Below are 26,741 nucleotides of genomic sequence, written 5' to 3' on the forward strand. Positions count from 1 at the left end.
AAAGAACAATGACATGCTACCAAAAGCTTCTCGTATTCCTCACGCCATGACGCAGCATGGCGATACTCGAGTTGATAATTATTACTGGCTGCGAGATGACACCCGCTCGCAGCCAGAAGTGCTGGATTATCTGCAACAAGAAAATGCGTATGGCCGCCAGGTTATGGCCTCGCAGCAGGCTTTGCAGGATCGCGTCCTGAAAGAGATTATCGACCGTATCCCGCCTCAGGATGCATCAGCCCCCTATGTGAAGAATGGTTATCGCTACCGGCATATTTATGAACCGGGGTGCGAATATGCTATTTATCAGCGTCAGTCTGCCCTCAGTGAAGAGTGGGATGATTGGGATACTCTATTGGATGGGAACCAGCGCGCGGCACACAGCGAGTTTTATACGCTGGGTGGACTGGCGATATCTCCGGATAACACCATCATGTCGCTGGCGGAAGATTATCTCTCTCGCCGGCAATATGGCGTGCGTTTTCGCAACTTGCAAAGCGGCAACTGGTATCCGGAAGTGCTGGAAAACGTCGAAGCGGATCTGGTCTGGGCGAATGATTCTCAGACTTTCTATTACGTGCGCAAGCACGAAACAACGTTATTGCCGTATCAGGTGTGGCGACATACAGTCGGCTCGCCATCGTCATTGGATGAGCTGGTGTATGAAGAAGCCGATGATATTTTTTATGTCAGCCTGCATAAAACCACCTCGCTACACTATGTGGTTATTCATATCGCCAGTGCGACCACCAGTGAGGTTTTACTGCTTGACGCAGAACTGGCGGATGCCGAACCGTTGGTCTTTTTAGCGCGACGCAAAGACCATGAATACAGTCTCGATCACTATCAACACAATTTTTATCTGCGCTCCAACCGTCAGGGGAAAAATTTCGGCCTGTATCGTACCCGCGTTCGTGATGAGCAAGCCTGGGAGACGCTGATCCCAGCGCGCGACAACGTGATGCTGGAGGGCTTTACGCTATTCACTGACTGGCTGGTGGTAGAAGAGCGTCAGCGGGGCTTAACCAGCCTACGACAGATTAATCGTAAAACGCGCGAAGTGGTCGGGATCGCCTTTGACGATCCGGCTTATGTGACCTGGCTTGCCTATAATCCAGAGCCTGAGACATCGCGCCTGCGCTATGGTTATTCCTCCATGACCACCCCGGACACGTTGTTTGAACTGGATATGGACACCGGGGAACGTCGTGTGCTTAAGCAGACGGAGGTCCCCGGATTTGATGCGGCGAATTACCGTAGCGAACACCTATGGATAACTGCGCGTGATGGCACCGAGGTTCCGGTTTCGCTGGTTTATCATCAAAAGTATTTCCTGAAAGGAAAAAATCCGTTACTCGTTTATGGCTATGGCTCATATGGCGCCAGCATGGATGCCGATTTCAGCAGCAGCCGTTTGAGCTTACTGGATCGCGGCTTTGTTTATGCTATTGCCCATGTGCGTGGTGGCGGTGAATTAGGACAGCAGTGGTACGAGGACGGTAAGTTTCTGCACAAGAAAAATACTTTTAATGATTACCTCGACGTCTGTGATGCGCTGCTAAAAATGGGCTATGGCGCGCCTGAGTTGTGTTATGGCATGGGCGGAAGCGCCGGAGGCATGTTAATGGGCGTCGCCATTAATGAACGCCCGGAACGCTTCCATGGTGTTATTGCTCAGGTGCCGTTTGTCGATGTGGTAACCACTATGCTCGATGAATCAATTCCCCTGACGACCGGTGAGTTTGAAGAGTGGGGTAATCCGCAGGACGAAGAGTATTACACCTATATGAAAAGCTACAGCCCGTATGACAATGTAACCGCGCAGGCATACCCACATCTGCTGGTCACGACGGGATTACACGATTCCCAGGTGCAATACTGGGAACCAGCAAAATGGGTGGCAAAACTGCGTGAGCTGAAAACGGACGATCGTTTGCTGCTACTTTGCACGGATATGGATTCCGGACACGGCGGTAAATCCGGGCGTTTTAAATCTTACGAAGGCGTGGCCCTTGAGTACGCGTTTTTGATTGGACTGGCGCAGGGAACACTGCCTGCTCAGGCGTGATCCAAATAGTGTTTTAGCGTTAATCGTAGTTCCGGGCTCATATTGTCAAGGTTATTAAATAACCAACGTAGATAGCCCGGATCGCGTTCAGCCACTTCTGATACCGGTTTTCCGCGGTACTTACCAAAAGTGAAAGTAGTGAGTAAGGCGGGACGGCCGGTAATATCGACCATTTGATCGGCTGTCCAGCCTGACGTCTGCATGATGTCGATCAGCAGTGCCGCAGTGATGTAGCAATCGTACAGGGCGCGGTGATGGTGGAGACCCGCTGGTGTCTGGACGCTCAGCTTGCGCGATTTATACAACGCTATGTTGCTGTATTTGATCCCCGGCCACAACCGACGGGAGAGCTTCATGGTGCAAATCCATTCCCCGGGCATATCGGGCAATACGCGGCGGTCAAAGCTGGCATTGTGCGCCACGTACCATTCGCTGCCGTAATACTGCGGGATGACGTCTTCAATCCATGGCTTATCGGCCACCATTGCTTCAGTAATGCGATGGATAGCCATTGCTTGTGGGCTGATGGGGCGGTCAGGGCGTACCAGGTGGCTCATGGGGTTGACTATTTTTCCGTCAACCACGTCGACAGAAGCAATTTCAACAATGCCTCCCTGTAGACCACAGGTTTCTGTATCTATTATGCGCAACATGCCATGCTCCTGACCCAAAACGACTAGCGTAATGGAATGATATCACCTTGCCAACCCCGTGGCGTGCGTTGGCCGGTTAACAGCAACGAACCGCTGTCTGCGCGAACAATCAATCGACCTCGTTCATCCCATAACGCACTGCTACCCCGCGCATTGGCCATTAATACCGCGATGGCGAATTTATGTGAGAAACTTTGTAGGCGAGATGTAGAGGAGAGCAGTTCCGGTTCACTGACTGACTGGCAGCTGGTGAACAGCGAAAAAGCCGGGTCGATATCAATGCCTTCCGGTTGGCTATCTACAACGCTGATGGCATTTCGCTGTCTGGCAATACAGGCCCCGTGGCTCTGATGGAAGGTTAATGGCGAAGTCATCCAGGGAGAGAAAAGCGCAATGCCTTTCACGAACCGGTTGTTATGTTCTACAGGTAGTCCCGCAATTATCGTCATGCGATAAGTCGCTGCGGCATGTGCGAGAGGTTCTAACAGCGCTTCATCGGGTGGGGCAGGAAGCGCGTCATTCTCATCAACACAACCCAGCAATGAGAGGGAAGGGAAGACCAGCAATTCACATTGGCATTGAGCTGCCGCATGAATGAATTGCAGGTGATGCGCGACATGTTCGGTAACTGAGGTGTGAAGAGGTTCGTATTGTGCTGCTGCGATTTTCCAGTATGACATAATGATTTCCTTTTCATAGTGTCTACAACCATCCTTAATGTGTGGATTAAGAATATGCTTATACTGTAGCAGGCGTCATGTAAGGAATCGTAACGTAATATAAGTTTTATTTAACTTTAGGCTCGTAAGGTAAACGTGAAAGCGTAACGGATGCCAGGCGGTGCGCGATGAGTCTTTCGCGGAACCAGTCGCGTAAATGCTCTGGCTGTTCGCGTTCAACAACTTCTGCAACAACGGGCATATTGTATCGCTCCTTAAATGCCACTCCAGCCGCAGCCAGATCGACATTGACCTTATCCATTTCCGCTTGCTCAAGTTTGGCCAGATTGATGTTCATGGGCTTTTCCTTTTCTCTGTCTTTCGGCGCGCAAAGTTACTAAGAGTGTGCGTTAATGGCAAGACAGAAATGATGATTCTCGACTCGACCATTGTAGAAGGTTATTCTCTACAGGTTAGACATAACAAAAAGGAATAGTTGAAATGGCTTCATCTGCATCTATGCTTCGCAACGCGCTCATCGTACTCGCCAGCGTTCTGGCAACACCTGCGGCATTGGCGCATGCCCACCTCACAAAACAAAGTCCGGCGGCTAACGCTGAAGTTGCGGCATCTCCTCAGGCGTTGACGCTGAATTTTTCTGAAGGCGTAGAGCCGGGATTCAGCGGTGCAACGCTGACCGGTCCTAACAAAGAACAGATCAAAACGGGCAAGGCATCGCGCAGTGAGCAGGACAAAACGCAGCTGATTGTTCCGCTTGATCAAACACTTGAAGCAGGAAAATATACGGTCGACTGGCACGTTGTCTCCGTGGATGGTCACAAGACGAAGGGGCAATATACCTTTAGCGTGAAATAACCAATGCTGGCATTTACCTGGGTTGCACTACGGTTTATCCATTTTACCGCTTTGATGCTGGTGTTTGGCTGTGCGCTTTACGGCGCATGGCTGGCTCCCGTTTCAGTTCGTCGTTTAATGATGCGTCGTTTTTTACGTCTGCAACGGCATGCTGCGACGTGGAGCTTTATCAGCGCGACGCTGATGCTGGCGATTCAGGGTGGGTTAATGGGCTCAGGCTGGCGGGATGTTGTCTCTACTGACGTTTGGCTCGCCGTGTTGCAAACGCAATTTGGTGGCGTCTGGTTATGGCAGATTATCCTCGCCTTGGTCACGCTGGTGGTGACCATCATGGTGCCGCGCAGTATGCCGCGACTACTGTTAATGCTGACTATTGCGCAGTTTATTTTGCTGGCTGGCGTCGGACATGCGACGCTGCACAGCGGTATCCCTGGCGCAATCCAGCAGGTTAACCACGCTTTACATTTGGTATGCGCTGCCGCCTGGTTCGGTGGTTTGCTGCCCGTACTTTACTGTATGCGAATGGCGCAAGGTCGCTGGCGGGAACAGGCCATCAGTACCATGATGCGCTTCTCACGCTATGGACATCTTTTCGTTATCGGTGTTTTACTAACCGGTATTATGAATGCGCTGTTTATTGTCGGTTTTTCTGTTCCCTGGCACATGGCTTACGGGCGACTGCTTTTGTTAAAAGGTGCCCTGGTCATGCTAATGGTGGCGATTGCGCTGGTGAATCGGTATGTTCTGGTACCACGCATGCGGCAGGATAACCGCGGCATGACTCTCTATTTTATTTGGATGACCAAGCTGGAATGGGGTATAGGAGCCGTTGTTCTGGCGATTGTCAGCCTGTTTGCAACCCTCGAACCTTTCTGATTGATGGACTGGCGAAACGCATGAAAAAAATCATTATCTCTTTATTACTCCTGGCAAGCTCCGGAGCCGCGCTGGCTGCGCCGCAGGTCATTACCGTCAGCCGTTTTGAGGTTGGCAAAGATAAGTGGGCGTTTAATCGGGAAGAGGTGATGCTGACCTGCCGTCCAGGTAACGCGCTGTATGTCATCAATCCCAGTACGCTGGTGCAATACCCGTTGAATGATGTCGCCAGACAGCAGGTGGAGAGCGGAAAAACCACGGCAAAGCCGATAGAGATTATCCAGATTGATGATCCGGCGAAACCGGGCGAAAAAATGAGCCTGGCACCGTTTGTAGAGCGTGCAGAAAAGCTCTGTTAATTGTCAGATGTAGCGCTCTGATTTCCAATAAAAAACCGCAAGGATCTCGCAGGAGAACTTGCGGTTTTTGCGTTTGGATGCGTAACAAACGTCCTTTTTTTCCGGCCACTTTAGCCGCGGACTGGAAAACCTGGCGCTGTCATCTATTCTTAAATGGCAGGGTAACTTAGCCTGCATTAATGCCAACTTTTAGCGCACGGCTCTCTCCCAAGAGCCATTTCCCTGGACCGAATACAGGAATCGTATTCGGTCTCTTTTTATGTGGCGAATGCGATGCCATCCAGGGCAAAACACGGCGTATTGCATGCTGCATTCTCCATAAACCATACCATACTCCTGCCCACGATCGTCCAGGCTTTTTTACCATCATTGCTAAAATTATAATCAGGTACCCTTGTAATCTGGAGGCGACATGGGACGACCTGGCAATATCTATCAACGAATCGACGGTACGCAGTGGCGTCACGTCTGGGTGGTTGGGGATATCCACGGATGCTTCTCGATGCTGATGGCTAAACTGCGCCAGTACCGTTTTGATCCCTGGCAGGATCTGCTGGTTTCAGTGGGGGATGTTATCGACCGTGGACCAGACAGTTTGCGTTGTCTGAAACTACTGCGTAAACGCTGGATTGTCGCGGTCAGGGGGAACCATGAACAGATGGCGCTGGACGCGCTGGCGACGGGGGATCAATTCATGTGGTTTATGAATGGTGGCTCGTGGTTCGAGCAGGCGGAGCAACCGGCAGCGAAATTTGCTCTTGAAGAGTGTTGACAATTACCCTGGATTCTGGAGCTGCATTGTCAGAACGGCATACACGTTATTGCTCATGCCGATTATCCGGATGATGATTATCAGTGGCTAAAAGAGATCGATTTACAGCGGGTGCTGTGGGACCGCTCGAGGCTAATCAACAACGGTTGTGGGATTCGCGGCGCGGATCACTTCTGGTTTGGCCACACGCCGTTGCGCCATCGGCTGGATCGCGAGAATCTGCACTATATTGATACCGGTGCTGTATTTGGCGGCGAGTTAACGCTGGCACAACTGCAATAATCAAAAATCGCTGTATTCCTGGGCCGGATGCCAGAAACTGTCGATGTAGTCATCCGCAGGTAAACATCCGCCGTTACGAATACGTTGATCGTCCATCGATATCAGGCACTGCCGCTCAGTTTTGTAGACATCAACCACGATATCTTCACAACCGCCATCCAGATAGCACACAAAAAGAACCAGCGTGAACATTCCATCCTCAAATGGTAAAGCCATACCTGTAGTGTAGAAGATGTTGATAGATGAGGGAAATTAACCAAGAAATAACCCGTCTGGCGACGGGTTCTTTTTGAATCAGGCAAGGCGCATGATCCAGGCATCTGACTTACGATCGTAGTGTTCGCGAAATAGTACTGAATGTTCTCCGTTCAACAGGGCCGGGACGCTGGTGTCGGCATCCCAGGCATCCAGTTGCATACATAAATCTGGATCGGATTTACACGGAATGGTTAACGTTCGGTCCCCCGGCGATTCGCCATGTAACTCGGCGTCGTCGATTTCAAAAGCGCCAATGCGCACACTGGTTTTCATCATCGTGCTCTCCGTTAATTTGCTGGTTGTGGTACGACCAGTTAGGCCGTCCATTTTTCAGCGTAGTCAACGTTAGCAAAAGCGCCAGTAAAAACGTGCGTTATCCCGTAAAGAGTTTGCCATCCCGGACAAGATCGCGCGGATAGCTATTCTTCAGTCGCGATCCAATGCGTTTTGCCAGACCGATCGGCTGATGCTGGAACGTAACCAGTACGTCGTCACTCGTCGGTGCGGTTTGCGGGTAAACATCTCTACCGCGATACCACTCTTCCGCTTCGGCAAGGGTCAGCTCGAATGCATGGCTGTGGTTCGGATCGGCGAGGGCGATAACGGCCTCATGCTGCCAGCGATACCCTTTATTGTGGGTTTCAGCCAGTTTGATCCCGAGTCGAGAAAAGCGAACCTTGCCAATCAGAGGTTCAATGTCAGTCGGGAACAGCCAGATCTCTTTATCGCGCTGCCACAGGCGCAAATTATCTTCCCACTGCAGTCCACAAGCGCTCGCGGCTTGCGTGACAAGCGCGGACTCGCGTCCTTTAAGCGGGCTAAACGGGAAGTTTCCGACTTTGTACTTCGGCGCAGGTAGTGCAGGGATTGCAGCTGTTTTGCGCAAACGCGCAACGAAGAAACCTTCGCAATCGTAAATCTGCGGGAATACATGCAGGAATCCTTCCGGCGTCAGGGCGCGTTCGGCCTGCGGAAATAAATCACCCAGAGGTAAAAACTCGACGGCATCAGGATAGGTCTCAATCAACCACTGCATGATATTTTCATTTTCGTCACGATTAAGCGTACAGGTCGAGTAAACCAATGTGCCACCGGGACGCAGGGCGTGGAAGGCGCTGTCGAGTAATTCGCGCTGGGTCGCGGCAATTTCCAGATTACTTTCTACAGACCAGTTTTTTAGCGCATCAGGGTCTTTACGCACCACGCCTTCACCGGAACACGGTGCGTCGAGCAATATGGCATCAAATGACTCCGGCAACGCAGCGCCAAATACGCGTCCGTCAAAATGGGTCAGGGCGACGTTGGCTATCCCGCAACGGCTGACATTGGCATGCAGGACTTTGACGCGACTGGCAGAAAACTCATTCGCCAGAATGGCGCCTCGATTATTCATTTTTGCGGCAATTTGCGTGGTTTTGGAGCCGGGGGCTGCCGCAACATCCATTACGCGTTCCGGGGTATTGCCTTCGGCGAACAGCGCGGAGACTGGCAGCATTGAACTGGCTTCCTGAATATAAAACAGGCCGCTTAAATGTTCTGCGGTGCTGCCGAGCGGCACTGACTCTTCATCATCGCGTTCGATCCAGAAACCTTCCGTACACCAGGGAACCGGAGTGAGAGACCAGTTGTAAGGTGCTGTCAGCGCGAGGAAATCGGCAACGGAGATTTTCAGCGTATTGACGCGAATGCTGCGGCGCAACGGGCGCTGACAGGCAGCGAGAAATTCATCGAATGAGAGCGTGGAAGGCATTGCTTCACGCATTTGAGTCAGAAAGGCGTCGGGAAAATAAGCCACTTGGTACCACCGGCAAAAAAACAGGTGCGCAGTGTAGCATAACTGCTCCGGCGTACGTACTCGCGCCGGAGCAGTGGATACATTAACGTGGCAGGGCGGTGCCCCATTCACGCCACTCTTTCGGTTCGCTTTCCAGCAACAGGAAGTGTTTACCTGCCTGTGCTTTAGGTGCCAGCGGTGTACCCGGTGGTGTCGCGAAGGCGATGCCGCCGCGAATGAACTGGTTGAAGGTACCAGTCTTCACGACACCGCCGGTTAAACCGAAGTCGAGATTGTAGCCGGATGCCAGCCAGAACACGGAGTTGTTGCGTACCAGATGCTGATAGCGTTGGCTAATGCGCATGGCAACCATCACACGATCGGAAAGCGAGCCCAGCGTCAGCCCGGTGACGGTCCCCACTTCAATACCTCTGAACAACACCGGGGTTCCGATATTCAGCGAACCTGCTTCTGGTGCTTCAACCACAATACTCAGACCATCGAGGTAACGAGAGTCGGTAATGGTGGCTTCCTGCAGCTCAAAATCACGGCGCGGATTACCGCGTCCGGGTTCAACGTTGATATACGGCTGCAGGATTGTATCCAGATGCTCCACGCCCGCTGCCGAAATTTGTGGGGTGATCACAGAGAAACGGGTACCGCTTCGCGCAAAGGTCTGCACGTATTCCGGGTACAGAACCGCTTTTGCCTGAACTTCGTTACGGGCGGTGATCAGCTCAAGCGTTTGGATCTGGCCGATATCGATTCCCAGGTAGCGAATCGGCATGCCTGCAGCGAGTTTACCGGCATCGAACGCATGCAGCGTTATCTGGCCGCCGACCGCACGCGCGGCGGTTTCCGAAGCATACAGAATACGCTTGTCACCTTTGCGTTGGCTGGCGCTGGCACCGCTTAAATTATCGAAGCTGATCGCCCCTTTAAGCGCGCGTGAAAGGGGAGATGCCTGTACGGTTAATCCGCTGCCGTTAAGCTGAACTTTTGCTCCGCCTTCGGCCCAGAACACGCTGTTGCTGGTCAACAGGTTGCGATATTCCGGTTTGATATGCAGATCGATATCAAACGCATCGGCGCGAGGACGAACGCTAATCACTTCACCGACCTCGAATTTGCGGTATAGCACCACCGAACCGGCCTGCACATCAGGTAGCGTTTCGGCGCTCAGGCTGACCGTAGTGGTTGGCAGATCGCTCAGGCTGTTTTCAATGGCTTTCTCCAGGTTAGCGTAAAGCGGGTAGCTTTTTTTCATTTCGCCCTTGGTTCCGGGCAAAATACGAATGCCGCCGCTGAGCCACTCACTGGCGCTGGCGCCAAGGAACTCCACGCCATCAAGTCCAACTTTGACATCCACGCGGCTGTTCACCACGAACTTACTGTCACCCTGCACCAGGTCACGATGCTGTGGTTCAACAGCAACGGTAAATGAGACGCCTTTGCTGGAAAGCGTACGCTCAATCACCTGACCGACCTGTACGCCGTGAAGAATTAGCGGCTGGCCAGCATCAATACCGTAACTCTCCGGCGCTGTCAGCGTAAACGTCATGACGCCTGGGTCGTGTAACAACGACTTCTCAGCGGGGATAACGACAAACTGGTTACGCGGCTCGCCTTCGCCAGGTACCAGCTCGAAAGTTTTACCTGTCAGCAGCGAACTGAGATTCACATCGCTTAACGATAATTTAGGGCTGTGTAACTCAATTCGTGTGTTGTCACGCAGTAGCGTTACGACGCTGGGATCGACCGTCATTTCGCCGGTGACTTTACCGCCTGGGTTTAAATCCAGTTTTGTGAGCTGACCGACTTCTAATCCTTGATACATCAGCGATGTTGAGCCTGCTTTGAGTCCATCTCCGCTGGGTAAATCAAGCTTGACGATTACTCCGCGCTGGCTATGCGCGAGATCCTGATATAGACCAAACGTGTCGTCTGCCGCAGCAGGTTTTGAGTCTTCGGGTGAATCAAAAGCAATGGCACCGTTGACCAGCGCCGCCAGACTCTCCAGTTTTACCTTCGCACCGCTAAGGCTAACATCCGCATTTACACCGGAGACGTTCCAGAAGCGGCTGCCTTTTTTCACCAGATTGGTGAAGCGGCGTTCAATCAATACATCGATGGTTACGCCCTGATGGTTCGGGTTAATGGTGTAGTCATAAACCCGGCCCACCGGAATTTTACGGAAATAAACCAGTGAACCGCTATTAAGCGATCCGAGATCAGGGGCGCGCAGATGCAGCATTAAATCGCCATTATCCAGACGATACTTGGGCTGGGTGTCAAGGGCGACGAAATGATCCTCTGCCTCGCCAGTACCGGGCATCATGCCGATATAATTGCCGCCAACCAACGCATCCAGACCAGAAACCCCAGCCAGCGACGCCTTCGGCGTGACCAGCCAGAACTGGGTATCTTTGCGCAGAGCATCTTTCATGCTCGATTTGATGCTGACGCGGACTTCAATTTTGCGTAGATCTTTGCTGAGGTTTATATCCTGCACCGTGCCCACTTCAACGCCCTGATAGCGAACGGGAGTACGGCCTGGCACAATGCCGTCCGCAGACATAAAGTCAATGGTCACGGTATTGCCACGATCTTCATAGCTTCCCCAGATAAGCCATCCTGCGATCATCAGCGCGATGAACGGCAGCAGCCAGAACGGGGAGATACGGCGTTTTGTTTTAATCTGCGCTTCAGTCTGCGAAGCGGGCGTTTCCTGACTCATGTGCATCCCAAAGTAAGCGGCTGTCCAGCCATTCCACAGCAAGAATAGTCAATATTACCGCTGCGCCGAAATAAAACGCAGCCGGTCCCATAGTAAAAGCAAGTATCTGATCGCGATTTATCAGCGGCATGGTTAACGCGATAACAAAGAGATCCAGCATCGACCAGCGGCCAATCCAGGTCACCATACGCAGTAGTTTTATACGGGTGCGCAACCCTTGTTCACAATTAAAGTGGATGCTGAATAGCAACGTAAACATCACAATCACTTTGGTAAATGGCACTAATATACTGGCGATAAACACGATCGCCGCTACGCCGACATTACTGTTTGCCAAAGACATTATGCCTGACAGGATTGTGTCTTCCTGCCGGCCGCCGTTGACATAAATTACCGAGATGGGCAGCAGGTTAGCGGGTAAAAGCAGGACAATCGAGGCCAGCAGAGCCGCCCAACACTTTTGGATACTTTGATTTCTGCGCCAGCGCAACGGAATATGGCAGCGGGGGCAGCGACCGCGGGCGTCCGGATAACCTGTAAAATGGCAGCCAAGGCAGACGCGTAGCTTATCATCGGGCCGACGAGCCGGTCTTTGCGGGTAGAAACGGTCCCAAAGCTGCTCAACGTTAAGATGCGACAGCGTCAAAATACTGAGGATCACCAGCGCAATAAAAGCAAACAGCCCCACGCCAGGCTGCAAAAAAGCATAGTCCTGAACCTTGATTGATGCGACACCGATACCCACCAGGTAAATATCGAGCATCACCCACTCTTTGAGCCTTTCCAGCATTAGCAGCACCGGGCGCAGGTTCATCCCGAGAATATTACCAAACCACAGATAAGCGATTGAAGTCACGAGAATTAGCGGCGCGCCAGCGACGCAAAAAAGCACGAAGGAGGCGGTAAGGGGGTCACCTTGTCGGGTCATTTGCCAGATGCCTTGCATCACATTGGCATCAATGCGCACGCCTAATAAATAGATGTGCAGGAGTGGCTCTCCCCAGGCAAAGGGCATCAGCAGCAACATGGTGAAAGCCATGGCCGCCAGTCGCGTTAACGACCAGTCGCGTCCGTCACGAATTTTTGCCTGGCAGCGTGGGCAAAAGGCACTTTGGTGCGAACGCATTTTAGGCAAGCTAAATATCAGGTCACATTCAGGGCAGCGATGATAATGTGCACGAGGTAGTGCCTCACCGATGGACCTGATGGCTATTTTTTTAGTTGGCGTGATGCGTGGTGTCGTTAAGGCCATGTATCGCGAATCAAATTGTTGAAGTAATGTTATCTTAACTCATGACGGGAATGATCTTGAGCATTAACGCATTTAATGTTTATTTTAGTAGGCTGCAGTTTTAAGTAAGACAACTAAGTGATTATATAATGAACAAAATAGAGCTATACACGGATCTGAACCGTGATTTTCAGGCATTGATGGCAGGTGAAACCAGTTTTCTGGCAACGCTGGCGAATACCAGCGCATTGTTGTACGAGCGTCTTGCAGAAGTGAATTGGGCCGGTTTTTACCTGCTTGAGGACGATACGCTGGTGCTTGGTCCCTTCCAGGGCAAAATTGCCTGCGTGCGGATCCCGGTAGGGCGCGGTGTGTGCGGTACCGCAGTGGCGCAGAACCAGGTTCAGCGTATTGAGGACGTACATGCTTTTGATGGGCACATCGCCTGTGATGCCGCCAGCAATGCTGAAATCGTCCTGCCGATCGCTGTCGACAATCAGATAATAGGCGTGCTGGATATTGATAGCACGGCATTTGGCCGCTTTACTGAAGAAGATGAACAAGGTCTGCGTACGCTTGTGGCACAGCTTGAAACCGTGCTTGCAACGACGGATTACAAAAAATTCTTTGCGCGCGTCGCAGGATAATCAACGGATAACGTAGCAATTACTGATGACGTCATTATAATGTCGCCTGTTCATGCCTGCGCTTGTTGGCTACGTCCGTTGTAATCAGGAAATTTCATGGAAAATCAACCTAAGTTGAATAGCAGTAAAGAAGTCATCGCGTTTCTGGCCGAACGCTTCCCGCAGTGTTTTAGTGCGGAAGGCGAAGCGCGCCCACTGAAAATTGGCATTTTTCAGGATCTGGTAGAGCGTGTTGAGGGTGAAATGAACCTCAGCAAGACTCAGCTCCGTTCTGCCTTACGTCTCTATACTTCAAGCTGGCGCTATCTGTATGGCGTTAAATTGGGCGCAACGCGTGTTGATCTCGACGGCAACCCTTGTGGTGAGCTGGATGAACAACATGTTGAACATGCTCGCAAACAGCTGGAAGAAGCTAAAGCCCGTGTTCAGGCGCAACGCGCAGAGCAACAGGCGAAAAAACGCGAAGCGGCCGCTGCCGCCGGTGAAAAAGAAGACGCACCGCGTCGCGAGCGTAAGCCGCGTCCTGCACCGCGTCGTAAAGAAGGTGCTGAGCGTAAACCTCGCGCTGAAAAACCAGCAGCAAAAGCACCGCGTGCTCCTCGCGAAGAACAGCATACCCCGGTATCTGATATTTCAGTACTGACGGTAGGGCAGTCTCTGAAGGTGAAAGCAGGAAATAATGCGATGGATGCCACCGTATTAGAAATCACCAAAGATGGCGTCCGTGTACAGCTGAATTCGGGTATGTCTTTGATTGTACGCGCAGAACACCTGGTGTTCTGAAACGGAGGCCAGGCCTGGCATGAACACTTTTTTTAGGCTTACTGCGTTAGCTGGTCTGCTTGCATTAGCAGGCCAGGCACTTGCTGTGGAAGACATCACGCGTGCCGATCAAATCCCCGTTTTAAAGGAAGAAACCCAGCATGCGACGGTAAGCGAACGTGTGACGTCGCGTTTTACGCGATCACACTATCGCCAGTTCGATCTGGATCAGGCGTTTTCGGCAAAAATTTTTGACCGCTATTTGAATTTGCTCGACTACAGCCACAACGTGCTGTTGGCGAGCGATATCGAACAGTATGCAAAAAAGAAAACGGTCCTCGGCGATGAACTGCGCACCGGCAAGCTGGATGTCTTTTACGATCTCTATAATCTGGCGCAAAAACGCCGATTTGAACGTTATCAGTACGCATTAAGCGTACTGGCACGTCCAATGGATTTCACCGGTAACGACACCTTTAACCTCGACCGAAGCAAAGCGCCGTGGCCGAAGAGCGAAGCAGAGCTTAATGCGCTGTGGGACGGCAAGGTTAAATTTGACGAACTCAGCCTGAAGCTGACCGGTAAAACCGATGCGGAAATCCGCGAAACGCTGACGCGCCGCTACAAATTTGCGATTCGCCGTCTGGCACAGACCAACAGCGAAGATGTGTTCTCACTGGCGATGACAGCGTTCGCCCGTGAAATCGACCCGCATACTAACTATCTCTCTCCGCGCAATACCGAGCAGTTCAATACTGAAATGAGCTTGTCTTTGGAAGGTATTGGCGCGGTTCTGCAGATGGATGATGACTACACCGTCATTAACTCCATGGTGGCAGGTGGTCCGGCAGCCAAGAGCAAAGCGATCAGCGTTGGCGATCGTATTGTCGGCGTCGGACAGACGGGCAAGGGCATGGTCGATGTGATTGGCTTGCGTCTGGATGATGTCGTAGCACTGATCAAAGGGCCTAAAGGCAGCAAGGTACGCCTTGAAATTCTGCCTGCCGGTAAAGGTACCAAGACGCGCACCGTGACGCTAACGCGTGAACGTATCCGTCTCGAAGACCGCGCCGTTAAAATGTCCGTGAAAACCGTCGGCAAAGAAAAAGTTGGCGTACTGGATATTCCTGGCTTCTATGTAGGCCTGACTGATGATGTCAAAGTCCAGTTGCAGAAACTGGAAAAACAGAACGTCAGTAGCATCATCATAGATCTGCGTACCAACGGCGGTGGAGCGCTGACCGAAGCGGTTTCGCTTTCCGGTCTGTTCATTCCTTCCGGCCCGGTGGTTCAGGTTCGTGACAATAACGGTAAAGTGCGTGAAGACAGTGATACCGACGGCGTTGTGTACTACAAAGGCCCGCTGGTGGTATTGGTCGATCGCTTCAGCGCCTCAGCATCAGAGATTTTCGCTGCGGCAATGCAGGATTATGGCCGAGCGCTGATCGTTGGTGAACCCACCTTCGGTAAAGGCACCGTTCAGCAGTATCGCTCCCTGAACCGTATTTACGATCAGATGCTGCGTCCGGAATGGCCTGCGCTGGGTTCTGTTCAGTACACGATCCAGAAATTCTACCGCGTAAACGGTGGCAGCACGCAGCGTAAGGGTGTTACGCCGGATATCATCATGCCGACAGGTAATGAAGAAACTGAAACTGGCGAGAAGTTTGAAGATAACGCGCTGCCGTGGGACAGCATTGATGCGGCGACCTACACCAAGTCAGATAATCTGACGCCGTTCGGACCTGAATTGCTGAAAGAGCACAATGCACGTATTGCGAACGATCCTGAGTTCCAGTACATCATGAAGGACATTGCGCGTTTCAATGCGATGAAGGATAAGCGCAACATCGCTTCTCTGAATTACGCTCAGCGTGAAAAAGAGAATAACGAAGATGACGCAATGCGTCTGGCGCGTATTAACGATCGGTTCAAGCGTGAAGGCAAACCGCTGCTGAAGAAACTGGACGATCTACCGAAGGATTACCAGGAGCCGGATCCATACCTGGATGAAACGGTAAAAATCGCGCTCGACCTGGCGCATCTTGAAAAAGAAAAGCCAGCGGAACAGCCCGCAACCAGTCAATAACCTCGAACAGGCACAAGAAATTGTGCCTGTTTTTTTAACAAGTGCATGAAGACGTCAGTCTGATACGATAAAATGTAAAGTTGTGTCTTTCTGGTGACTTAGCACCTATGGATGCTTGAAAATAGTCATAAGACCCATACGATATGGGTAATCGCATAGTGCGTTTTGTTAAATTGAGGTTAAAAGAAAATTATGATGCGAATCGCGCTCTTCCTGCTGACGAACCTGGCTGTGATGGTCGTTTTCGGGCTGGTATTGAGCCTGACAGGGATTCAGTCAAGCAGCGTTCAAGGCTTGTTGATCATGGCACTGCTGTTTGGTTTTGGTGGTTCCTTCATTTCGTTGCTGATGTCCAAATGGATGGCGTTAAAGTCCGTTGGCGGGGAAGTGATCGAACAGCCTCGCAATGAAAGAGAACGCTGGCTGATGAATACAGTTGCGAACCAGGCCCGCCAGGCCGGGATCGCTATGCCGCAGGTTGCAATCTACCATGCGCCAGATATTAACGCGTTTGCTACCGGTGCGCGCCGGGATGCCTCGCTGGTGGCTGTAAGTACTGGCCTGTTGCAAAACATGAGTCCGGATGAAGCCGAAGCGGTTATCGCGCATGAGATCAGCCACATTGCTAATGGCGATATGGTTACCATGACGCTAATTCAGGGTGTGGTGAACACCTTCGTTATCTTTATCTCACGTATTCTGGCGCAGATTGCCGCTGGGTTTATGGGCGGTAACCGCGATGAGGGAGAGGGTAGCAACGGTAACCCGTTAATCTACTTTGCGGTAGCGACGGTACTGGAGCTGGTATTTGGTATTCTGGCGAGCATTATTACGATGTGGTTCTCACGTCATCGTGAATTCCATGCGGATGCAGGCTCAGCGAAACTGGTGGGTCGTGAAAAAATGATCGCCGCGCTACAGCGCCTGAAAACCAGCTATGAGCCGCAGGAAGCGACCAGCATGATGGCGTTTTGCATCAACGGTAAATCCAAATCGTTGAGTGAGCTGTTTATGACTCACCCGCCGTTGGACAAACGTATTGAAGCGCTGCGCAGCGGTGAATACCTGAAATAATTGGCAGCAGACTAAAAATAAAAAGCGCGTCGACAGACGCGCTTTTTTTATGCCTGAACTCGCGGTTGTGTGATACGTAAGCCACTCACGATTGCGGCCAGCGAAGCCAGAATACCCGCTGTTATCAGCGAGACGTGTGTTCCGCTGTCACCAAACTGATTTAGCATCAGCGCAACCAGTGCGGCCCCGGTACTCTGGCCCAGTAAACGCGCCGTTCCGAGCATACCGCTCGCGCCTCCGCTACGATCACGCGGCGCGGAGGTGATGATGGTGTGATTATTCGGTGACTGGAACAAGCCAAAACCCGCACCACACAAAATCATTGGCCAGATGATATTAAAATCAGAAGGTGATGCGGGCAGCAACACCAGCGAAAACAGCCCACACGCCATTACTGCCATGCCCAGCGCGCCCAGCAGACCCGCATGAACACGTTCAATCAGATATCCCGCCAGTGGGGCCATCACCATGGTTGCCAGCGGCCACGGCGTCAGTAGCAGGCCCGTTTCAACCTCGCTGCGCCCGAGAACCGTTTGCATGAAAAAGGGGAGAGAAACCATTGCCAGCATTTGTGCGCTGAATGAACAGATTGAGGTGCAAATAGAGAGTGAAAACAGCGGAATGCGTAGCAGATCAACCGGCAATAACGGTACTGGCAATGCGAGTTGGCGGCGGATAAAGAAAAACCCTACCACGAGAAGCCCCACCAGTTCAGCACCAATCAATTTTAGCGACTGTCCCTGTGCAAACCCGCTGAGTGCCGTGATTAACAAACCGAATGTTAAGGCGTTCATTACTGCGCTGGGCAGATCAAAGCGCGGTTTATTGCTACGTGAAGAATTGGGGGGCAAAAAACGCATAGCCAGTAGCAGGGCGATGATCCCCAGCGGGACGTTAATCAGAAATAGCCATTTCCACGAGGCAATAGAGAGAATTGCCGCCGCAATAGTCGGACCCGCTGCCGAGGAGACTGCCACAATAAAGGAGTTAATTCCCATTCCGCGGCCAAGCTGGCGCTGAGGATAAATGAGTCGGATCAATGCCGTATTAACGCTCATCAGCGCCGCGCCGCCAAACCCCTGAGCCACGCGCGCTAACGTCAGCATATGTAGCGAGTCTGACAAGGCACAAAACAGCGACGCCAACAGAAACACGACCAGACCACACTTATAAATGCGTCGGTAGCCAAACATATCACCTAAAAAAGAGAGCGATAACAGCGAAATAACGATCGCAATTTGGTAGGCGTTCACAATCCAGATTGAGCTGGCGGGTGAGGCCTGAAGATCGGTGGCGATAGTGGGGAGGGCAACGTTCGCTATTGCGCCATCGAGTACTGCCATAGAGATGCCAATAACAATGGTTAAAATTGCGCCATATCGCTGGGGCAATGGCAGACCATCGGTCTGAGTTTTTTCCATAGGAAGTCAATATTGTCGGAATTTATGATGAGAATAATAATTTTAGCATTGATATTCAGGCGTTAGGTCGCAGATTTGTAACTAAGTAAGCAAAGAGCGATTGCGAGGGCTGATACGTGAAATTATAATAAAAACCGGTTCTGATTTTTATAAAACACTCGAAAGGGGTGATAAATGGCAATCGCAGATCTGGATAAACAACCCGATTCTGTATCTTCCGTGCTGAAGGTTTTTGGCATCCTGCAGGCGCTGGGTGAAGAGCGCGAAATTGGTATTACCGAGTTGTCGCAACGCGTTATGATGTCGAAAAGCACCGTTTATCGCTTTTTGCAGACCATGAAAACGCTGGGTTATGTGGCACAAGAAGGGGAATCTGAGAAATACTCACTGACCCTGAAATTATTCGAGCTGGGTGCTCGCGCGTTGCAAAACGTCGATCTTATCCGTAGCGCTGATATTCAGATGCGCGAACTTTCGCGCCTGACCAAAGAGACAGTACACCTTGGCGCACTGGATGAAGACAGCATCGTCTACATTCATAAAATCGACTCCATGTACAATCTGCGCATGTATTCTCGCGTAGGTCGCCGTAATCCACTGTACAGCACGGCTATCGGTAAAGTTCTGCTGGCATGGCGTGACCGCGATGAAGTGAAGCAAATACTGGACGGTATTGAGTACAAACGCAGCACCGACCGTACTATTACCAATACTGATGAACTGCTGGTACTGCTGGATAAAGTCCGTGAGCAGGGCTACGGTGAAGACAACGAAGAACAGGAAGAAGGTCTGCGCTGCATCGGTGTGCCGGTGTTTGACCGTTTCGGTGTGGTGATTGCAGGCTTGAGTATTTCATTTCCGACGCTGCGTTTCTCTGAGGAACGTTTGCACGAGTATGTGGCGATGCTGCATACGGCTGCGCGTAAAATTTCAGAACAAATGGGTTATAACGACTATCCGTTCTAATCTGGCGTAATAGCGTCAACGTTAAAACCCCAGGTATTTTTGTATCTGGGGTTTTTTATGAACAGTCATAAAGTTAGTTGGTGCAAATAACGTAGCGTATGTATTGTTGCTATATTAACCGTTATCAATAATGACCGTACTTTTTCTTAACAAAGGGCAATCCGACAGGCCAATGATACCGCTGTTTGTGTGGACGTATTGTGCGGTGCTGGTTCCGCGGGCGGTCAGATATTGGCATTGCAAGCCCAGACCCGCTGCATTCTCCTTACTTCCAATCAAAATTCCATAGCCGCTCAGTAATAAACCGATCCAAACCAGAGCTAACAACACAATAGCGCGGATTATCAGACGCATTACAACCTCTTATCTTTTCTCGTTATTATTAGATTAGCCTGTACATGGGATGAAACAAGTGAATCATTCCTAAAAAGATTGAATGCCGATACAGTTAACGCTGGGTTTAGGTAACGCATGATAATTTATAGACATAAGATGTAGATTCGAAGAGTGGGGCTGGAGTGAAAAAAATTCGCTGGGTAGTGCTGATAGTTGTCGTGCTGGTATGCATACTGATGTGGGCGCAAGTGTTCAACATCATGTGCGATCAGGATGTACAATTTTTCAGCGGTATTTGTGCCGTTAATAAATTTATTCCCTGGTAAGCGCATTTTTGCCACAGTTGATTACCTTCTTGTGCGGCAGTGGTAAACTACGCTGTCTACATTGAGGTGGTAAAATGAACGAAGTTTTGAATTCTGGCGCGTTGAGTTTGGCGTCTTTGGCTGTATCGGTGGTGATTCTGGTTGTCGGGCTTGTACTGTGGTTTTTCGTCAATCGGGCAAGTTCGCGTACTAATGAGCAGATTGAGCTGCTCGAAGCATTGTTAGATCAGCAAAAAAGACAGAACGCATTGCTCCGTCGCCTTTGCGAAGCGAACGAACCTGAAAAAGCGGCAGAGCCTGCTGCGGTCACAGCGAAGGATGAAAATGATGACATCATCCGCCTGGTAGCTGAGCGGTAAAAACGGTATGACAGGATGAGGATCTGTTGCTTTTGTTCTCAGATGTTTCATCCTGTCGCCAACGTGCCAGATTATTTTCTTCTGTACATGTCGTGTAATTAGCACTCTGATACGCGTGTAAACTCAGTATTTTCAGATGCTCCAACCAATTAATATCTTATCCCCGGTCTGATATAAATATAATTTCCCATACGATAAAAATATGATTATGTCATTTTTGTGATAGCGATCGTTTTATTAACAGCGAAACGTTTCTCTTACTTTTTTTGTGCATTGTCATCATTCTTTCATTATTTTGGTGCAAAAGCAGAAGGCGGATCTCATTTTTACGCTTGTGACATTTTATGCATTACTAAGCATAAAAAATGATATCCGGCACACCCTGTAACAGCTAATCTGGAATAACCGAAGCTATTGAGCTATGGTAGAAATGTCCCGGCAATGGTGCAAGCCAGGCGGGGGATGGGGCGAGCGGCGGGAATATAACACTACTCGGTGTGGCGCATAACTGTGCAGTTGCTGTTTGATGAACGACGGGATTTGTGCGACCGATCGAGACACGTTTAAAAATGGCTTGCCATTATTAACGTTGTATGTGATAACACGTTTTGGGTTAAACGAGGTACAGTTCTGTTTATGTGTGGCATTTTCAGTAAAGAAGTCCTGAGTAAACACGTTGACGTTGAATACCGCTTCTCTGCCGAACCTTATATTAGTGCCTCAAGCAGTAATGTCTCAGTTTTATCTATGTTATGCCTGCGGGCGAAGAAAATACTCTAAGGAATTTTGCAAATGGCAAAGATTAAAGGTCAAGTTAAGTGGTTCAACGAGTCTAAAGGTTTTGGTTTCATTACTCCGGCTGATGGCAGCAAAGACGTGTTCGTACACTTCTCCGCTATCCAGGGTAACGGCTTCAAAACTCTGGCTGAAGGCCAGAACGTTGAGTTCGAAATTCAGGACGGCCAGAAAGGTCCGGCTGCTGTTAACGTAACAGCTATCTGATCGACACCACTGATTTGAAGCGCATATGCGCAACCATCTCAGATATAAAGCCTCGCCTATGCGGGGCTTTTTAATTCAAAATACGTCTAAATATTTCTAAATGCCCTTCCATTAGCGCTTTGTTGCAAAGGCGTGATGTTCGTAGCATAGTTTTCCCCGCTTTCTTACGACATTTCTCGTTAAATCAGACACCTGAAAAACTATCTTGCTGGAGACCGGGTGAAAAAGAAAAACGACGGCGACGCGCGCAATTTTACTCCCGTACGTTTTGCCCTGCTTTGTGTGGCAATATTATTGAGTCTGGGATTGCTGCTGGGTCGGGTTGCGTGGCTGCAAATTGTCACGCCGACGAGTCTGGTGAAACAGGAAGACATGCGTTCGTTACGTGAGGTAACTATTGCCTCGCCGCGCGGGATGATTACCGATAGAGAAGGGCGACCGCTGGCGGTAAGTGTTCCGGTTAACGCCGTATGGGCCGATCCTAAGACCATCATCAGCAAGGGAGGCGTGGGTTACAACGAACGCTGGCAGGCTCTGGCAAGGACTCTGCATTTGTCACTTAGTACGCTGGCGGAACGCGTTAACAGTAATCCTGGCGGACGTTTTATTTATCTGGCACGACAAATTTCCCCTCAGCAGGCTGAGTGGGTCGATGATCTTAATCTCCCGGGCATCAACCTGCGCGAGGAATCCCGCCGGTTCTATCCCGCAGGCCACGTAGCGGCGAATCTCATTGGTTTTACCAACATTGATGGACAAGGTATTGAAGGGCTGGAAAAGAGCTTTAATAACCAACTGATGGGTAAACCTGGCTCCCGTCTGGTACGTAAAGACAAATTTGGCCATGTCATCGAAAATATCACCGAAGTTACGCCTGTTCCTGCACATGAATTACAGCTCAGCATCGATGAGCGTCTGCAGACGGTCACCGAAGATGCGTTGGACAATGCCGTTATGTGGAATAAAGCGGAATCAGGAGCCGCAGTGCTGGTCAACATTGCTACCGGTGAAATACTGTCCATGGCGAGCTTTCCTGACTTCAACCCCAATAATCGTGATGGCGCGGTACTGGATGATTTTCGTAACCGTGCAATCAGCGATACGTTTGAACCCGGTTCAACCGTTAAACCGCTGGTGATCATGACTGCACTCCAGCAGGGGATAGTACAACCCGACAGCGTGATTGATACCCATCCTTTTTACCTTGATGGACATCGCATTCGCGACGTCGGATTTTACCCGGAACTGTCGCTGACCGGGATTTTACAGAAATCGAGCGATACCGGCGTGTCGCACCTTTCATTGGCTATGCCTGTCCAAAAATTGCTGGATACCTATAAAAGCTTTGGTTTTGGCGATCCAACCGGACTGGGATTAACCGGTGAAAGTAGCGGTTTAATGCCTCAACGCCGCTACTGGAGCGATTTGGATCGCGCGACCTTTGCATTTGGTTATGGATTAATGGTAACGCCGCTGCAGTTGGCGCACGTATATGCAACCATTGGTAGTTTTGGTATCTATCGGCCCCTTTCGATTACCCGTATTGACCCGCCGGTAATCGGTACCCGAGTGATGCCGGAGGCGCTGGTTCACCAGGTTGAACATATGATGGAAAGCGTTGCGTTACCCGGTGGTGGGGGAACTAAAGCCGCGGTCAGAGATTATCGCGTGGCGGTTAAAACAGGAACGGCAAAGAAAATTGGTGATGACGGTAAGTATGTCGATAAATACGTGGCCTACACGGCAGGTGTTGCGCCAGCGAGCGACCCGAAATTCGCATTGGTTGTCGTCATCAATAATCCGCAAAACGGTGCTTATTATGGTGGGGCTGTCTCTGCGCCTGTCTTCAGCCAGATAATGGGTGATGTCCTGCGTCTGGAGAACGTTAAACCGGATGGCATGCCTGCTGACTCCGATCATCTGCTGGTGATGCACGGCAGCAACGTATCCTCGCCGTCGCTGTAAGTTATTTTCCCAGGGCGCAATTCGCGTTACACTTGCGCCCTTAAGTCACCTGCCGGAGTTGTCATGTCGTTTTCCTGTCCTCTTTGCCACCAGCCTCTTACTCAAGCGAATAACAGTTTTGTCTGCCCCGGGCGGCACCAGTTTGACGTGGCGAAAGAAGGGTATGTCAACTTACTGCCGGTTCAGCATAAACGATCGCGCGATCCGGGTGACAGCGCTGAGATGATGCAGGCGCGACGGGCATTTCTTGATGCCGGGCACTATCAACCGTTGCGTGATGCGATTGTGAATGTGCTGAAAGAGAAGTCGACTTCAGAAGATGCAGCGATCCTGGATATTGGCTGTGGGGAAGGGTATTACACCCATGCGTTTGCCGACGCGCTGACGGGTTGTACAACCTTTGGTCTTGACGTCTCCAAAGTGGCAATTAAAGCCGCAGCCAGACGCTATCCGCAGGTGACCTTTTGCGTTGCCTCCAGCCATCGTCTACCGTTCGCAGATGAGTCAATGGATGCCATCATCAGGATCTACGCGCCCTGTAAAGCGCAAGAGCTGGCACGCGTGGTTAAACCGGGGGGATGGGTTATCACCGCCACGCCGGGACCGCGTCATTTAATGGAACTGAAAGGGCTTATTTATGATGAGGTGCGTTTGCATGCGCCGCACACAGAGCAACTGGACGGTTTTGTTCTGCAACAGAGTATTGCGCTGGGGTATCAGATGCAGCTTCAGGGCAGCGAGGCCGTTGCGTTACTGCAAATGACGCCGTTCGCCTGGCGGGCAAAGCCGGAGGTGTGGGAAACGTTAGCGGGGAAAACGACGTTTGACTGCCAGACCGACTTTAGTATTCATGTCTGGCAGCGTCTGAATTAACCGTGGAAGTGTGCCCAGAGGATCTGGGCACCGATACCAATCAGCACCACCCCACCCAAAATTTCTGCTCGTTTGCCCAGCATCGGGCCAATGAAACGACCAATCATCATGCCGAGCGTGGACATAATCAATGTGGCGCAGCCGATGGCCAGCGCGGTGGCAATAATGTTGACCTGCAGGAAAGCCAGGCCCACCCCGACGGCCATTGCGTCGAGACTGGTGGCAATGGCGGTGGTGACCAGCAGCCAGAAACCATGACGGCGCTGCGGTTCTTCCTCTTCATCACCGTTGTCGCGAAAACCTTCGATTATCATTCGCCCGCCTAAAAAAATCAGCAGAATGAAGGCGATCCAGTGGTTCCACTCCAGCACGAATTTGCTGGCCAACATACCCATGCCCCAGCCAATCAGCGGCGTAAGCGTTTCAACTGCGCCGAATATCAGACCTGTGCGCAATGCTTCAGAAAATTTGGGTTTATGCAGTGTGGCACCTTTGCCAATTGATGCAGCGAAAGCATCCATCGACATGCCGAAAGCGAGAAGAACGGTAGCGGTGAGATTCATAACAGCGTCCTGACCGGGGTATCCATAAAACACATCACTGCCCCCAGTAACCATGCATACAGGCCGGAATCACTGTAAATACAGCGCCATTCAGATATGCATTGCAGTTGATGTGCCTATGGTCTCGCCTGACTGAACCTGTAAATTCAGTCCGTACGCGCCACGTTTTTCAACGAGTATGTTGACACGTACATTTCCGGAGTCTGGAAATCGGCTACTCCCCAACGACGGGCGCAACCTTAACATATTTTGAGAATATAAAACAAGAAACGCAGAAATAATATTTGACTTCTAATTGAAAACGATTTTCATTTAGATTTATTTTTAAATAAAACGTTAAAATAAATAACATTGCGGACAGTGAAATATAGCCTTGGCTATGTTTATTTTTATGCTGATATATAAAAAACATAGTTCAGGCTATATTTATAACTTATTGATTTGAAATTAAAAGTTTATATATTCTCTCAAGATCGTCTATATTTCGTACGCGAATCAACAATCTTCGATGTTCTAATTGCATCACTAATACACCGTCTTCAGATAAATTCATCTCTTTAATGCGGTTATATTCAATCCAGACGTTGGCGAAGAAAAAACCTTTCTGCTTGAAGATGATTTTTGGCGTACGGATCCAGAACAGATACAACCCCATCAATACCAGTGCACATAATAACCATGTGGTAAATTGCGCGCCGTGGCTGGTGATGTTGTTGTAGATAAGAATAGCTACCAAGCCAAGGAAGATAACGCTGTCGACTCTGCTGCGGGGAAGCAGGGCGACAGTAAGCAGAGTAGGGCCATTACGGCGGGGCATGATGAACTGATCGTAAATGGCATACGCCAGCAGCGAAAAGATAAATAGAACCAGCACCAGGTCCGTGATAGTCATGAATCCTCAACCCTCTAAATAGAAAAACCGGGGGCAAGCCCCCGGTGATGTACAACAGTCTTACAGGCCGAGCAGTCCGACAGCGTAGCCCGCGATACCGATGACGAAGAAGCCAACGATGATCCACAGCGGGTTCACTTTCTTACGCAGCAGCCACATACAGGCGAATGTCAGCAGCAGAGGAACCAGACCCGGCATCAGCTGGTCAAGGATAGTCTGCACGGTGGTAACACGAGTCTGACCATCCTGACCGGTGATAGTAGAAACCACCAGTGGGATGTTTACGTGCGTCCACTTGTTAACCAATGCTCCCATGACAAACAGGCCGAGGATTGACGCCCCCTCAGTCAGTTTCTGCAGGAAGCCGCCGCCCATATCTTTAACGATATCGACACCTTTACGGTAGCCATATGCCACACCGTAATAACGGGTTGCCAGACGAACCAGGTTAAACAGGATGAAGAACAGCAGTGGCCCCAGCAGGCTGCCGCTCATCGCGATACCTGCGCCGAGTGCGGCGAAGACCGGACGTACGGTACCCCAGAAGATCGGGTCACCGACGCCTGCCAGCGGACCCATCAGACCAACTTTGATACCGTTGATGGCACCATCGTCAATCTCTGCGCCGTTTGCACGCTGTTCTTCCATTGCCAGCGTAACGCCCAGTACTGGAGCCGCTACGTACGGATGGGTGTTAAAGAATTCCAGGTGACGCTTAATCGCTTGCTTACGTGCATCGTTGTTTTCCGGGTACAAGCGGCGGATAGCCGGTACCATGGAGAAACAGAAACCCAGCGCCTGCATACGTTCGAAGTTCCATGAACCCTGAAACAGGTTAGAACGAATGAACACGCCACGAATGTCACTCGGAGTGAGTTTTTTCTCGGTGGTAGTTTTAGTCATATCAACCATTTCGCTCAC

The 26,741-nt window shown here is 50.7% G+C and carries 28 protein-coding genes and 1 pseudogene; 16 read left to right on the forward strand and 13 right to left on the reverse strand.

Annotation, left to right across the window (positions count from 1 at the left end; genetic code table 11):
- Nucleotides 1-13 precede the first annotated feature (13 nt).
- Nucleotides 14-2,068 (forward strand): oligopeptidase B, encoded by a 2,055-nt coding sequence (gene ptrB / locus OGX94_RS14810; RefSeq protein ID WP_257661893.1) that lies wholly within the window; start codon nt 14-16, stop codon nt 2,066-2,068.
- Here ptrB and exoX read toward each other — a convergent pair.
- The 3 genes from exoX to OGX94_RS14825 all read right to left on the reverse strand — a co-directional run bounded on the left by exoX (nt 2,059) and on the right by OGX94_RS14825 (nt 3,738).
- Nucleotides 2,059-2,721, reverse strand: coding sequence for an exodeoxyribonuclease X (gene exoX / locus OGX94_RS14815; RefSeq protein WP_257661894.1), 663 nt, complete (start codon nt 2,719-2,721; stop codon nt 2,059-2,061). The genes ptrB and exoX overlap by 10 nt on opposite strands.
- 23 nt (nt 2,722-2,744) lie before the next feature.
- Entirely contained in the window at nt 2,745-3,401 is a 657-nt protein-coding gene (locus OGX94_RS14820; protein ID WP_003833801.1) for a carbon-nitrogen hydrolase family protein, read from the reverse strand.
- Between the two features lie 106 nt (nt 3,402-3,507).
- Nucleotides 3,508-3,738 carry a DNA polymerase III subunit theta gene (locus OGX94_RS14825; protein ID WP_003833800.1) on the reverse strand — a complete coding sequence of 77 codons (231 nt, stop codon included), beginning with the start codon at nt 3,736-3,738 and terminating at the stop codon, nt 3,508-3,510.
- Between the two features lie 143 nt (nt 3,739-3,881).
- Between OGX94_RS14825 and yobA the strand changes: the two genes are divergently transcribed.
- The 4 genes and pseudogenes from yobA (at nt 3,882) to pphA (ending at nt 6,545) form a co-directional block, all read left to right on the forward strand.
- Nucleotides 3,882-4,256: a CopC domain-containing protein YobA gene (gene yobA, locus OGX94_RS14830; RefSeq protein WP_003833799.1), complete on the forward strand. Its 375-nt coding sequence runs from the start codon at nt 3,882-3,884 to the stop codon at nt 4,254-4,256.
- 3 nt (nt 4,257-4,259) lie between these two features.
- Complete coding sequence (copD, locus tag OGX94_RS14835; protein ID WP_008785042.1) at nt 4,260-5,132, forward strand: copper homeostasis membrane protein CopD; 873 nt, start codon at nt 4,260-4,262, stop codon at nt 5,130-5,132.
- A gap of 20 nt (nt 5,133-5,152) precedes the next feature.
- Nucleotides 5,153-5,491: a YebY family protein gene (locus tag OGX94_RS14840; protein WP_003833793.1), complete on the forward strand. Its 339-nt coding sequence runs from the start codon at nt 5,153-5,155 to the stop codon at nt 5,489-5,491.
- 412 nt (nt 5,492-5,903) lie between these two features.
- Nucleotides 5,904-6,545 (forward strand): annotated as a pseudogene (gene pphA, locus OGX94_RS14845) (protein-serine/threonine phosphatase).
- Here the strand turns inward: pphA and OGX94_RS14850 are convergent.
- The 5 genes from OGX94_RS14850 to yebS all read right to left on the reverse strand — a co-directional run bounded on the left by OGX94_RS14850 (nt 6,546) and on the right by yebS (nt 12,566).
- Nucleotides 6,546-6,737 (reverse strand): YdfD/YebW family protein, encoded by a 192-nt coding sequence (locus tag OGX94_RS14850; protein WP_003833789.1) that lies wholly within the window; start codon nt 6,735-6,737, stop codon nt 6,546-6,548.
- Nucleotides 6,738-6,839: 102 nt separating this feature from the next.
- Nucleotides 6,840-7,076, reverse strand: coding sequence for a YebV family protein (locus OGX94_RS14855; RefSeq protein ID WP_029139506.1), 237 nt, complete (start codon nt 7,074-7,076; stop codon nt 6,840-6,842).
- Between the two features lie 100 nt (nt 7,077-7,176).
- Nucleotides 7,177-8,598 carry a 16S rRNA (cytosine(1407)-C(5))-methyltransferase RsmF gene (gene rsmF / locus OGX94_RS14860; protein ID WP_257661916.1) on the reverse strand — a complete coding sequence of 474 codons (1,422 nt, stop codon included), beginning with the start codon at nt 8,596-8,598 and terminating at the stop codon, nt 7,177-7,179.
- 82 nt (nt 8,599-8,680) lie between these two features.
- Complete coding sequence (locus tag OGX94_RS14865; protein WP_063940870.1) at nt 8,681-11,314, reverse strand: PqiB family protein; 2,634 nt, start codon at nt 11,312-11,314, stop codon at nt 8,681-8,683.
- A complete protein-coding gene (yebS, locus tag OGX94_RS14870) occupies nt 11,283-12,566 on the reverse strand; it encodes a membrane integrity lipid transport subunit YebS (RefSeq protein ID WP_286569486.1) in 1,284 nt (427 codons plus the stop codon). The genes OGX94_RS14865 and yebS overlap by 32 nt, the downstream gene beginning before the upstream one ends.
- Nucleotides 12,567-12,694: 128 nt before the next feature.
- On the opposite strand from yebS, the gene msrC reads away from it, so the two are divergent.
- The 4 genes from msrC (at nt 12,695) to htpX (ending at nt 17,117) form a co-directional block, all read left to right on the forward strand.
- On the forward strand, nt 12,695-13,192 hold the full coding sequence (gene msrC, locus OGX94_RS14875; RefSeq protein ID WP_003833782.1) for a free L-methionine (R)-S-oxide reductase MsrC: 498 nt from the start codon (nt 12,695-12,697) through the stop codon (nt 13,190-13,192).
- A 96-nt stretch (nt 13,193-13,288) separates the two neighbouring features.
- Nucleotides 13,289-13,975 carry an RNA chaperone ProQ gene (proQ, locus tag OGX94_RS14880; protein ID WP_003833781.1) on the forward strand — a complete coding sequence of 229 codons (687 nt, stop codon included), beginning with the start codon at nt 13,289-13,291 and terminating at the stop codon, nt 13,973-13,975.
- 19 nt (nt 13,976-13,994) lie between these two features.
- Entirely contained in the window at nt 13,995-16,043 is a 2,049-nt protein-coding gene (gene prc / locus OGX94_RS14885; protein WP_286569489.1) for a carboxy terminal-processing peptidase, read from the forward strand.
- Nucleotides 16,044-16,235: 192 nt separating this feature from the next.
- The gene (htpX, locus tag OGX94_RS14890) at nt 16,236-17,117 is read left to right on the forward strand and encodes a protease HtpX (protein ID WP_003034964.1); all 882 of its coding nucleotides are present in this window, start codon (nt 16,236-16,238) and stop codon (nt 17,115-17,117) included.
- A 47-nt stretch (nt 17,118-17,164) separates the two neighbouring features.
- Here htpX and OGX94_RS14895 read toward each other — a convergent pair whose 3' ends face one another.
- Nucleotides 17,165-18,538, reverse strand: a complete 1,374-nt coding sequence (locus OGX94_RS14895) for an MFS transporter (RefSeq protein WP_149281993.1) — start codon at nt 18,536-18,538, stop codon at nt 17,165-17,167.
- A gap of 174 nt (nt 18,539-18,712) precedes the next feature.
- On the opposite strand from OGX94_RS14895, the gene kdgR reads away from it, so the two are divergent.
- Entirely contained in the window at nt 18,713-19,504 is a 792-nt protein-coding gene (gene kdgR, locus OGX94_RS14900) for a DNA-binding transcriptional regulator KdgR (RefSeq protein WP_003833778.1), read from the forward strand.
- Between the two features lie 114 nt (nt 19,505-19,618).
- Here kdgR and OGX94_RS14905 read toward each other — a convergent pair whose 3' ends face one another.
- Nucleotides 19,619-19,858 carry a YobH family protein gene (locus OGX94_RS14905; protein WP_003034975.1) on the reverse strand — a complete coding sequence of 80 codons (240 nt, stop codon included), beginning with the start codon at nt 19,856-19,858 and terminating at the stop codon, nt 19,619-19,621.
- A 164-nt stretch (nt 19,859-20,022) separates the two neighbouring features.
- Between OGX94_RS14905 and mgrB the strand changes: the two genes are divergently transcribed.
- The 6 genes from mgrB to rlmA all read left to right on the forward strand — a co-directional run bounded on the left by mgrB (nt 20,023) and on the right by rlmA (nt 24,365).
- Nucleotides 20,023-20,166, forward strand: coding sequence for a PhoP/PhoQ regulatory lipoprotein MgrB (gene mgrB, locus OGX94_RS14910; RefSeq protein ID WP_003833775.1), 144 nt, complete (start codon nt 20,023-20,025; stop codon nt 20,164-20,166).
- A gap of 74 nt (nt 20,167-20,240) precedes the next feature.
- Complete coding sequence (locus OGX94_RS14915) at nt 20,241-20,525, forward strand: YebO family protein (RefSeq protein ID WP_257661917.1); 285 nt, start codon at nt 20,241-20,243, stop codon at nt 20,523-20,525.
- A gap of 636 nt (nt 20,526-21,161) precedes the next feature.
- A complete protein-coding gene (locus OGX94_RS14920; RefSeq protein WP_003034983.1) occupies nt 21,162-21,305 on the forward strand; it encodes a DUF2627 domain-containing protein in 144 nt (47 codons plus the stop codon).
- A 12-nt stretch (nt 21,306-21,317) separates the two neighbouring features.
- Nucleotides 21,318-21,527 (forward strand): transcription antiterminator/RNA stability regulator CspE, encoded by a 210-nt coding sequence (gene cspE, locus OGX94_RS14925; RefSeq protein ID WP_001062678.1) that lies wholly within the window; start codon nt 21,318-21,320, stop codon nt 21,525-21,527.
- Between the two features lie 219 nt (nt 21,528-21,746).
- Nucleotides 21,747-23,492: a peptidoglycan DD-transpeptidase FtsI2/PBP3(PARA) gene (ftsI2, locus tag OGX94_RS14930; RefSeq protein WP_257661918.1), complete on the forward strand. Its 1,746-nt coding sequence runs from the start codon at nt 21,747-21,749 to the stop codon at nt 23,490-23,492.
- Nucleotides 23,493-23,555: 63 nt separating this feature from the next.
- A complete protein-coding gene (gene rlmA / locus OGX94_RS14935) occupies nt 23,556-24,365 on the forward strand; it encodes a 23S rRNA (guanine(745)-N(1))-methyltransferase (RefSeq protein WP_003833772.1) in 810 nt (269 codons plus the stop codon).
- Here the strand turns inward: rlmA and mntP are convergent.
- The 3 genes from mntP to OGX94_RS14950 form a co-directional block, all read right to left on the reverse strand.
- Entirely contained in the window at nt 24,362-24,928 is a 567-nt protein-coding gene (gene mntP, locus OGX94_RS14940) for a manganese efflux pump MntP (protein ID WP_003021013.1), read from the reverse strand. The genes rlmA and mntP overlap by 4 nt on opposite strands.
- A gap of 433 nt (nt 24,929-25,361) precedes the next feature.
- Nucleotides 25,362-25,820 carry a DUF986 family protein gene (locus OGX94_RS14945; RefSeq protein WP_003021010.1) on the reverse strand — a complete coding sequence of 153 codons (459 nt, stop codon included), beginning with the start codon at nt 25,818-25,820 and terminating at the stop codon, nt 25,362-25,364.
- Between the two features lie 60 nt (nt 25,821-25,880).
- The gene (locus OGX94_RS14950; RefSeq protein ID WP_003833769.1) at nt 25,881-26,732 is read right to left on the reverse strand and encodes a PTS mannose transporter subunit IID; all 852 of its coding nucleotides are present in this window, start codon (nt 26,730-26,732) and stop codon (nt 25,881-25,883) included.
- Nucleotides 26,733-26,741 lie beyond the last annotated feature (9 nt).

Origin of the sequence: Citrobacter sp. Cpo037, assembly GCF_030332945.1 — a bacterium.
Taxonomy (GTDB): Bacteria; Pseudomonadota; Gammaproteobacteria; order Enterobacterales; family Enterobacteriaceae; genus Citrobacter; species Citrobacter portucalensis.

Excerpts from the sequence above, each read along its gene's own strand:
- exoX (WP_257661894.1), bottom strand. The coding sequence starts at position 2,721 with ATGTTGCGCATAATAGATACAGAAACCTGTGGTCTACAGGGAGGCATT.
- OGX94_RS14865 (WP_063940870.1), bottom strand. The coding sequence starts at position 11,314 with ATGAGTCAGGAAACGCCCGCTTCGCAGACTGAAGCGCAGATTAAAACA.
- OGX94_RS14895 (WP_149281993.1), bottom strand. The coding sequence starts at position 18,538 with ATGGAAAAAACTCAGACCGATGGTCTGCCATTGCCCCAGCGATATGGC.
- mntP (WP_003021013.1), bottom strand. The coding sequence starts at position 24,928 with ATGAATCTCACCGCTACCGTTCTTCTCGCTTTCGGCATGTCGATGGAT.
- proQ (WP_003833781.1), top strand. The coding sequence starts at position 13,289 with ATGGAAAATCAACCTAAGTTGAATAGCAGTAAAGAAGTCATCGCGTTT.
- ptrB (WP_257661893.1), top strand. The coding sequence starts at position 14 with ATGCTACCAAAAGCTTCTCGTATTCCTCACGCCATGACGCAGCATGGC.
- OGX94_RS14920 (WP_003034983.1), top strand. The coding sequence starts at position 21,162 with ATGTGTGGCATTTTCAGTAAAGAAGTCCTGAGTAAACACGTTGACGTT.
- rlmA (WP_003833772.1), top strand. The coding sequence starts at position 23,556 with ATGTCGTTTTCCTGTCCTCTTTGCCACCAGCCTCTTACTCAAGCGAAT.
- htpX (WP_003034964.1), top strand. The coding sequence starts at position 16,236 with ATGATGCGAATCGCGCTCTTCCTGCTGACGAACCTGGCTGTGATGGTC.
- kdgR (WP_003833778.1), top strand. The coding sequence starts at position 18,713 with ATGGCAATCGCAGATCTGGATAAACAACCCGATTCTGTATCTTCCGTG.
- OGX94_RS14950 (WP_003833769.1), bottom strand. The coding sequence starts at position 26,732 with ATGGTTGATATGACTAAAACTACCACCGAGAAAAAACTCACTCCGAGT.
- copD (WP_008785042.1), top strand. The coding sequence starts at position 4,260 with ATGCTGGCATTTACCTGGGTTGCACTACGGTTTATCCATTTTACCGCT.
- OGX94_RS14905 (WP_003034975.1), bottom strand. The coding sequence starts at position 19,858 with ATGCGTCTGATAATCCGCGCTATTGTGTTGTTAGCTCTGGTTTGGATC.
- cspE (WP_001062678.1), top strand. The coding sequence starts at position 21,318 with ATGGCAAAGATTAAAGGTCAAGTTAAGTGGTTCAACGAGTCTAAAGGT.
- OGX94_RS14850 (WP_003833789.1), bottom strand. The coding sequence starts at position 6,737 with ATGTTCACGCTGGTTCTTTTTGTGTGCTATCTGGATGGCGGTTGTGAA.
- msrC (WP_003833782.1), top strand. The coding sequence starts at position 12,695 with ATGAACAAAATAGAGCTATACACGGATCTGAACCGTGATTTTCAGGCA.
- OGX94_RS14825 (WP_003833800.1), bottom strand. The coding sequence starts at position 3,738 with ATGAACATCAATCTGGCCAAACTTGAGCAAGCGGAAATGGATAAGGTC.
- OGX94_RS14840 (WP_003833793.1), top strand. The coding sequence starts at position 5,153 with ATGAAAAAAATCATTATCTCTTTATTACTCCTGGCAAGCTCCGGAGCC.
- OGX94_RS14945 (WP_003021010.1), bottom strand. The coding sequence starts at position 25,820 with ATGACTATCACGGACCTGGTGCTGGTTCTATTTATCTTTTCGCTGCTG.
- OGX94_RS14855 (WP_029139506.1), bottom strand. The coding sequence starts at position 7,076 with ATGAAAACCAGTGTGCGCATTGGCGCTTTTGAAATCGACGACGCCGAG.
- yebS (WP_286569486.1), bottom strand. The coding sequence starts at position 12,566 with ATGGCCTTAACGACACCACGCATCACGCCAACTAAAAAAATAGCCATC.
- OGX94_RS14915 (WP_257661917.1), top strand. The coding sequence starts at position 20,241 with ATGAACGAAGTTTTGAATTCTGGCGCGTTGAGTTTGGCGTCTTTGGCT.
- prc (WP_286569489.1), top strand. The coding sequence starts at position 13,995 with ATGAACACTTTTTTTAGGCTTACTGCGTTAGCTGGTCTGCTTGCATTA.
- OGX94_RS14820 (WP_003833801.1), bottom strand. The coding sequence starts at position 3,401 with ATGTCATACTGGAAAATCGCAGCAGCACAATACGAACCTCTTCACACC.
- yobA (WP_003833799.1), top strand. The coding sequence starts at position 3,882 with ATGGCTTCATCTGCATCTATGCTTCGCAACGCGCTCATCGTACTCGCC.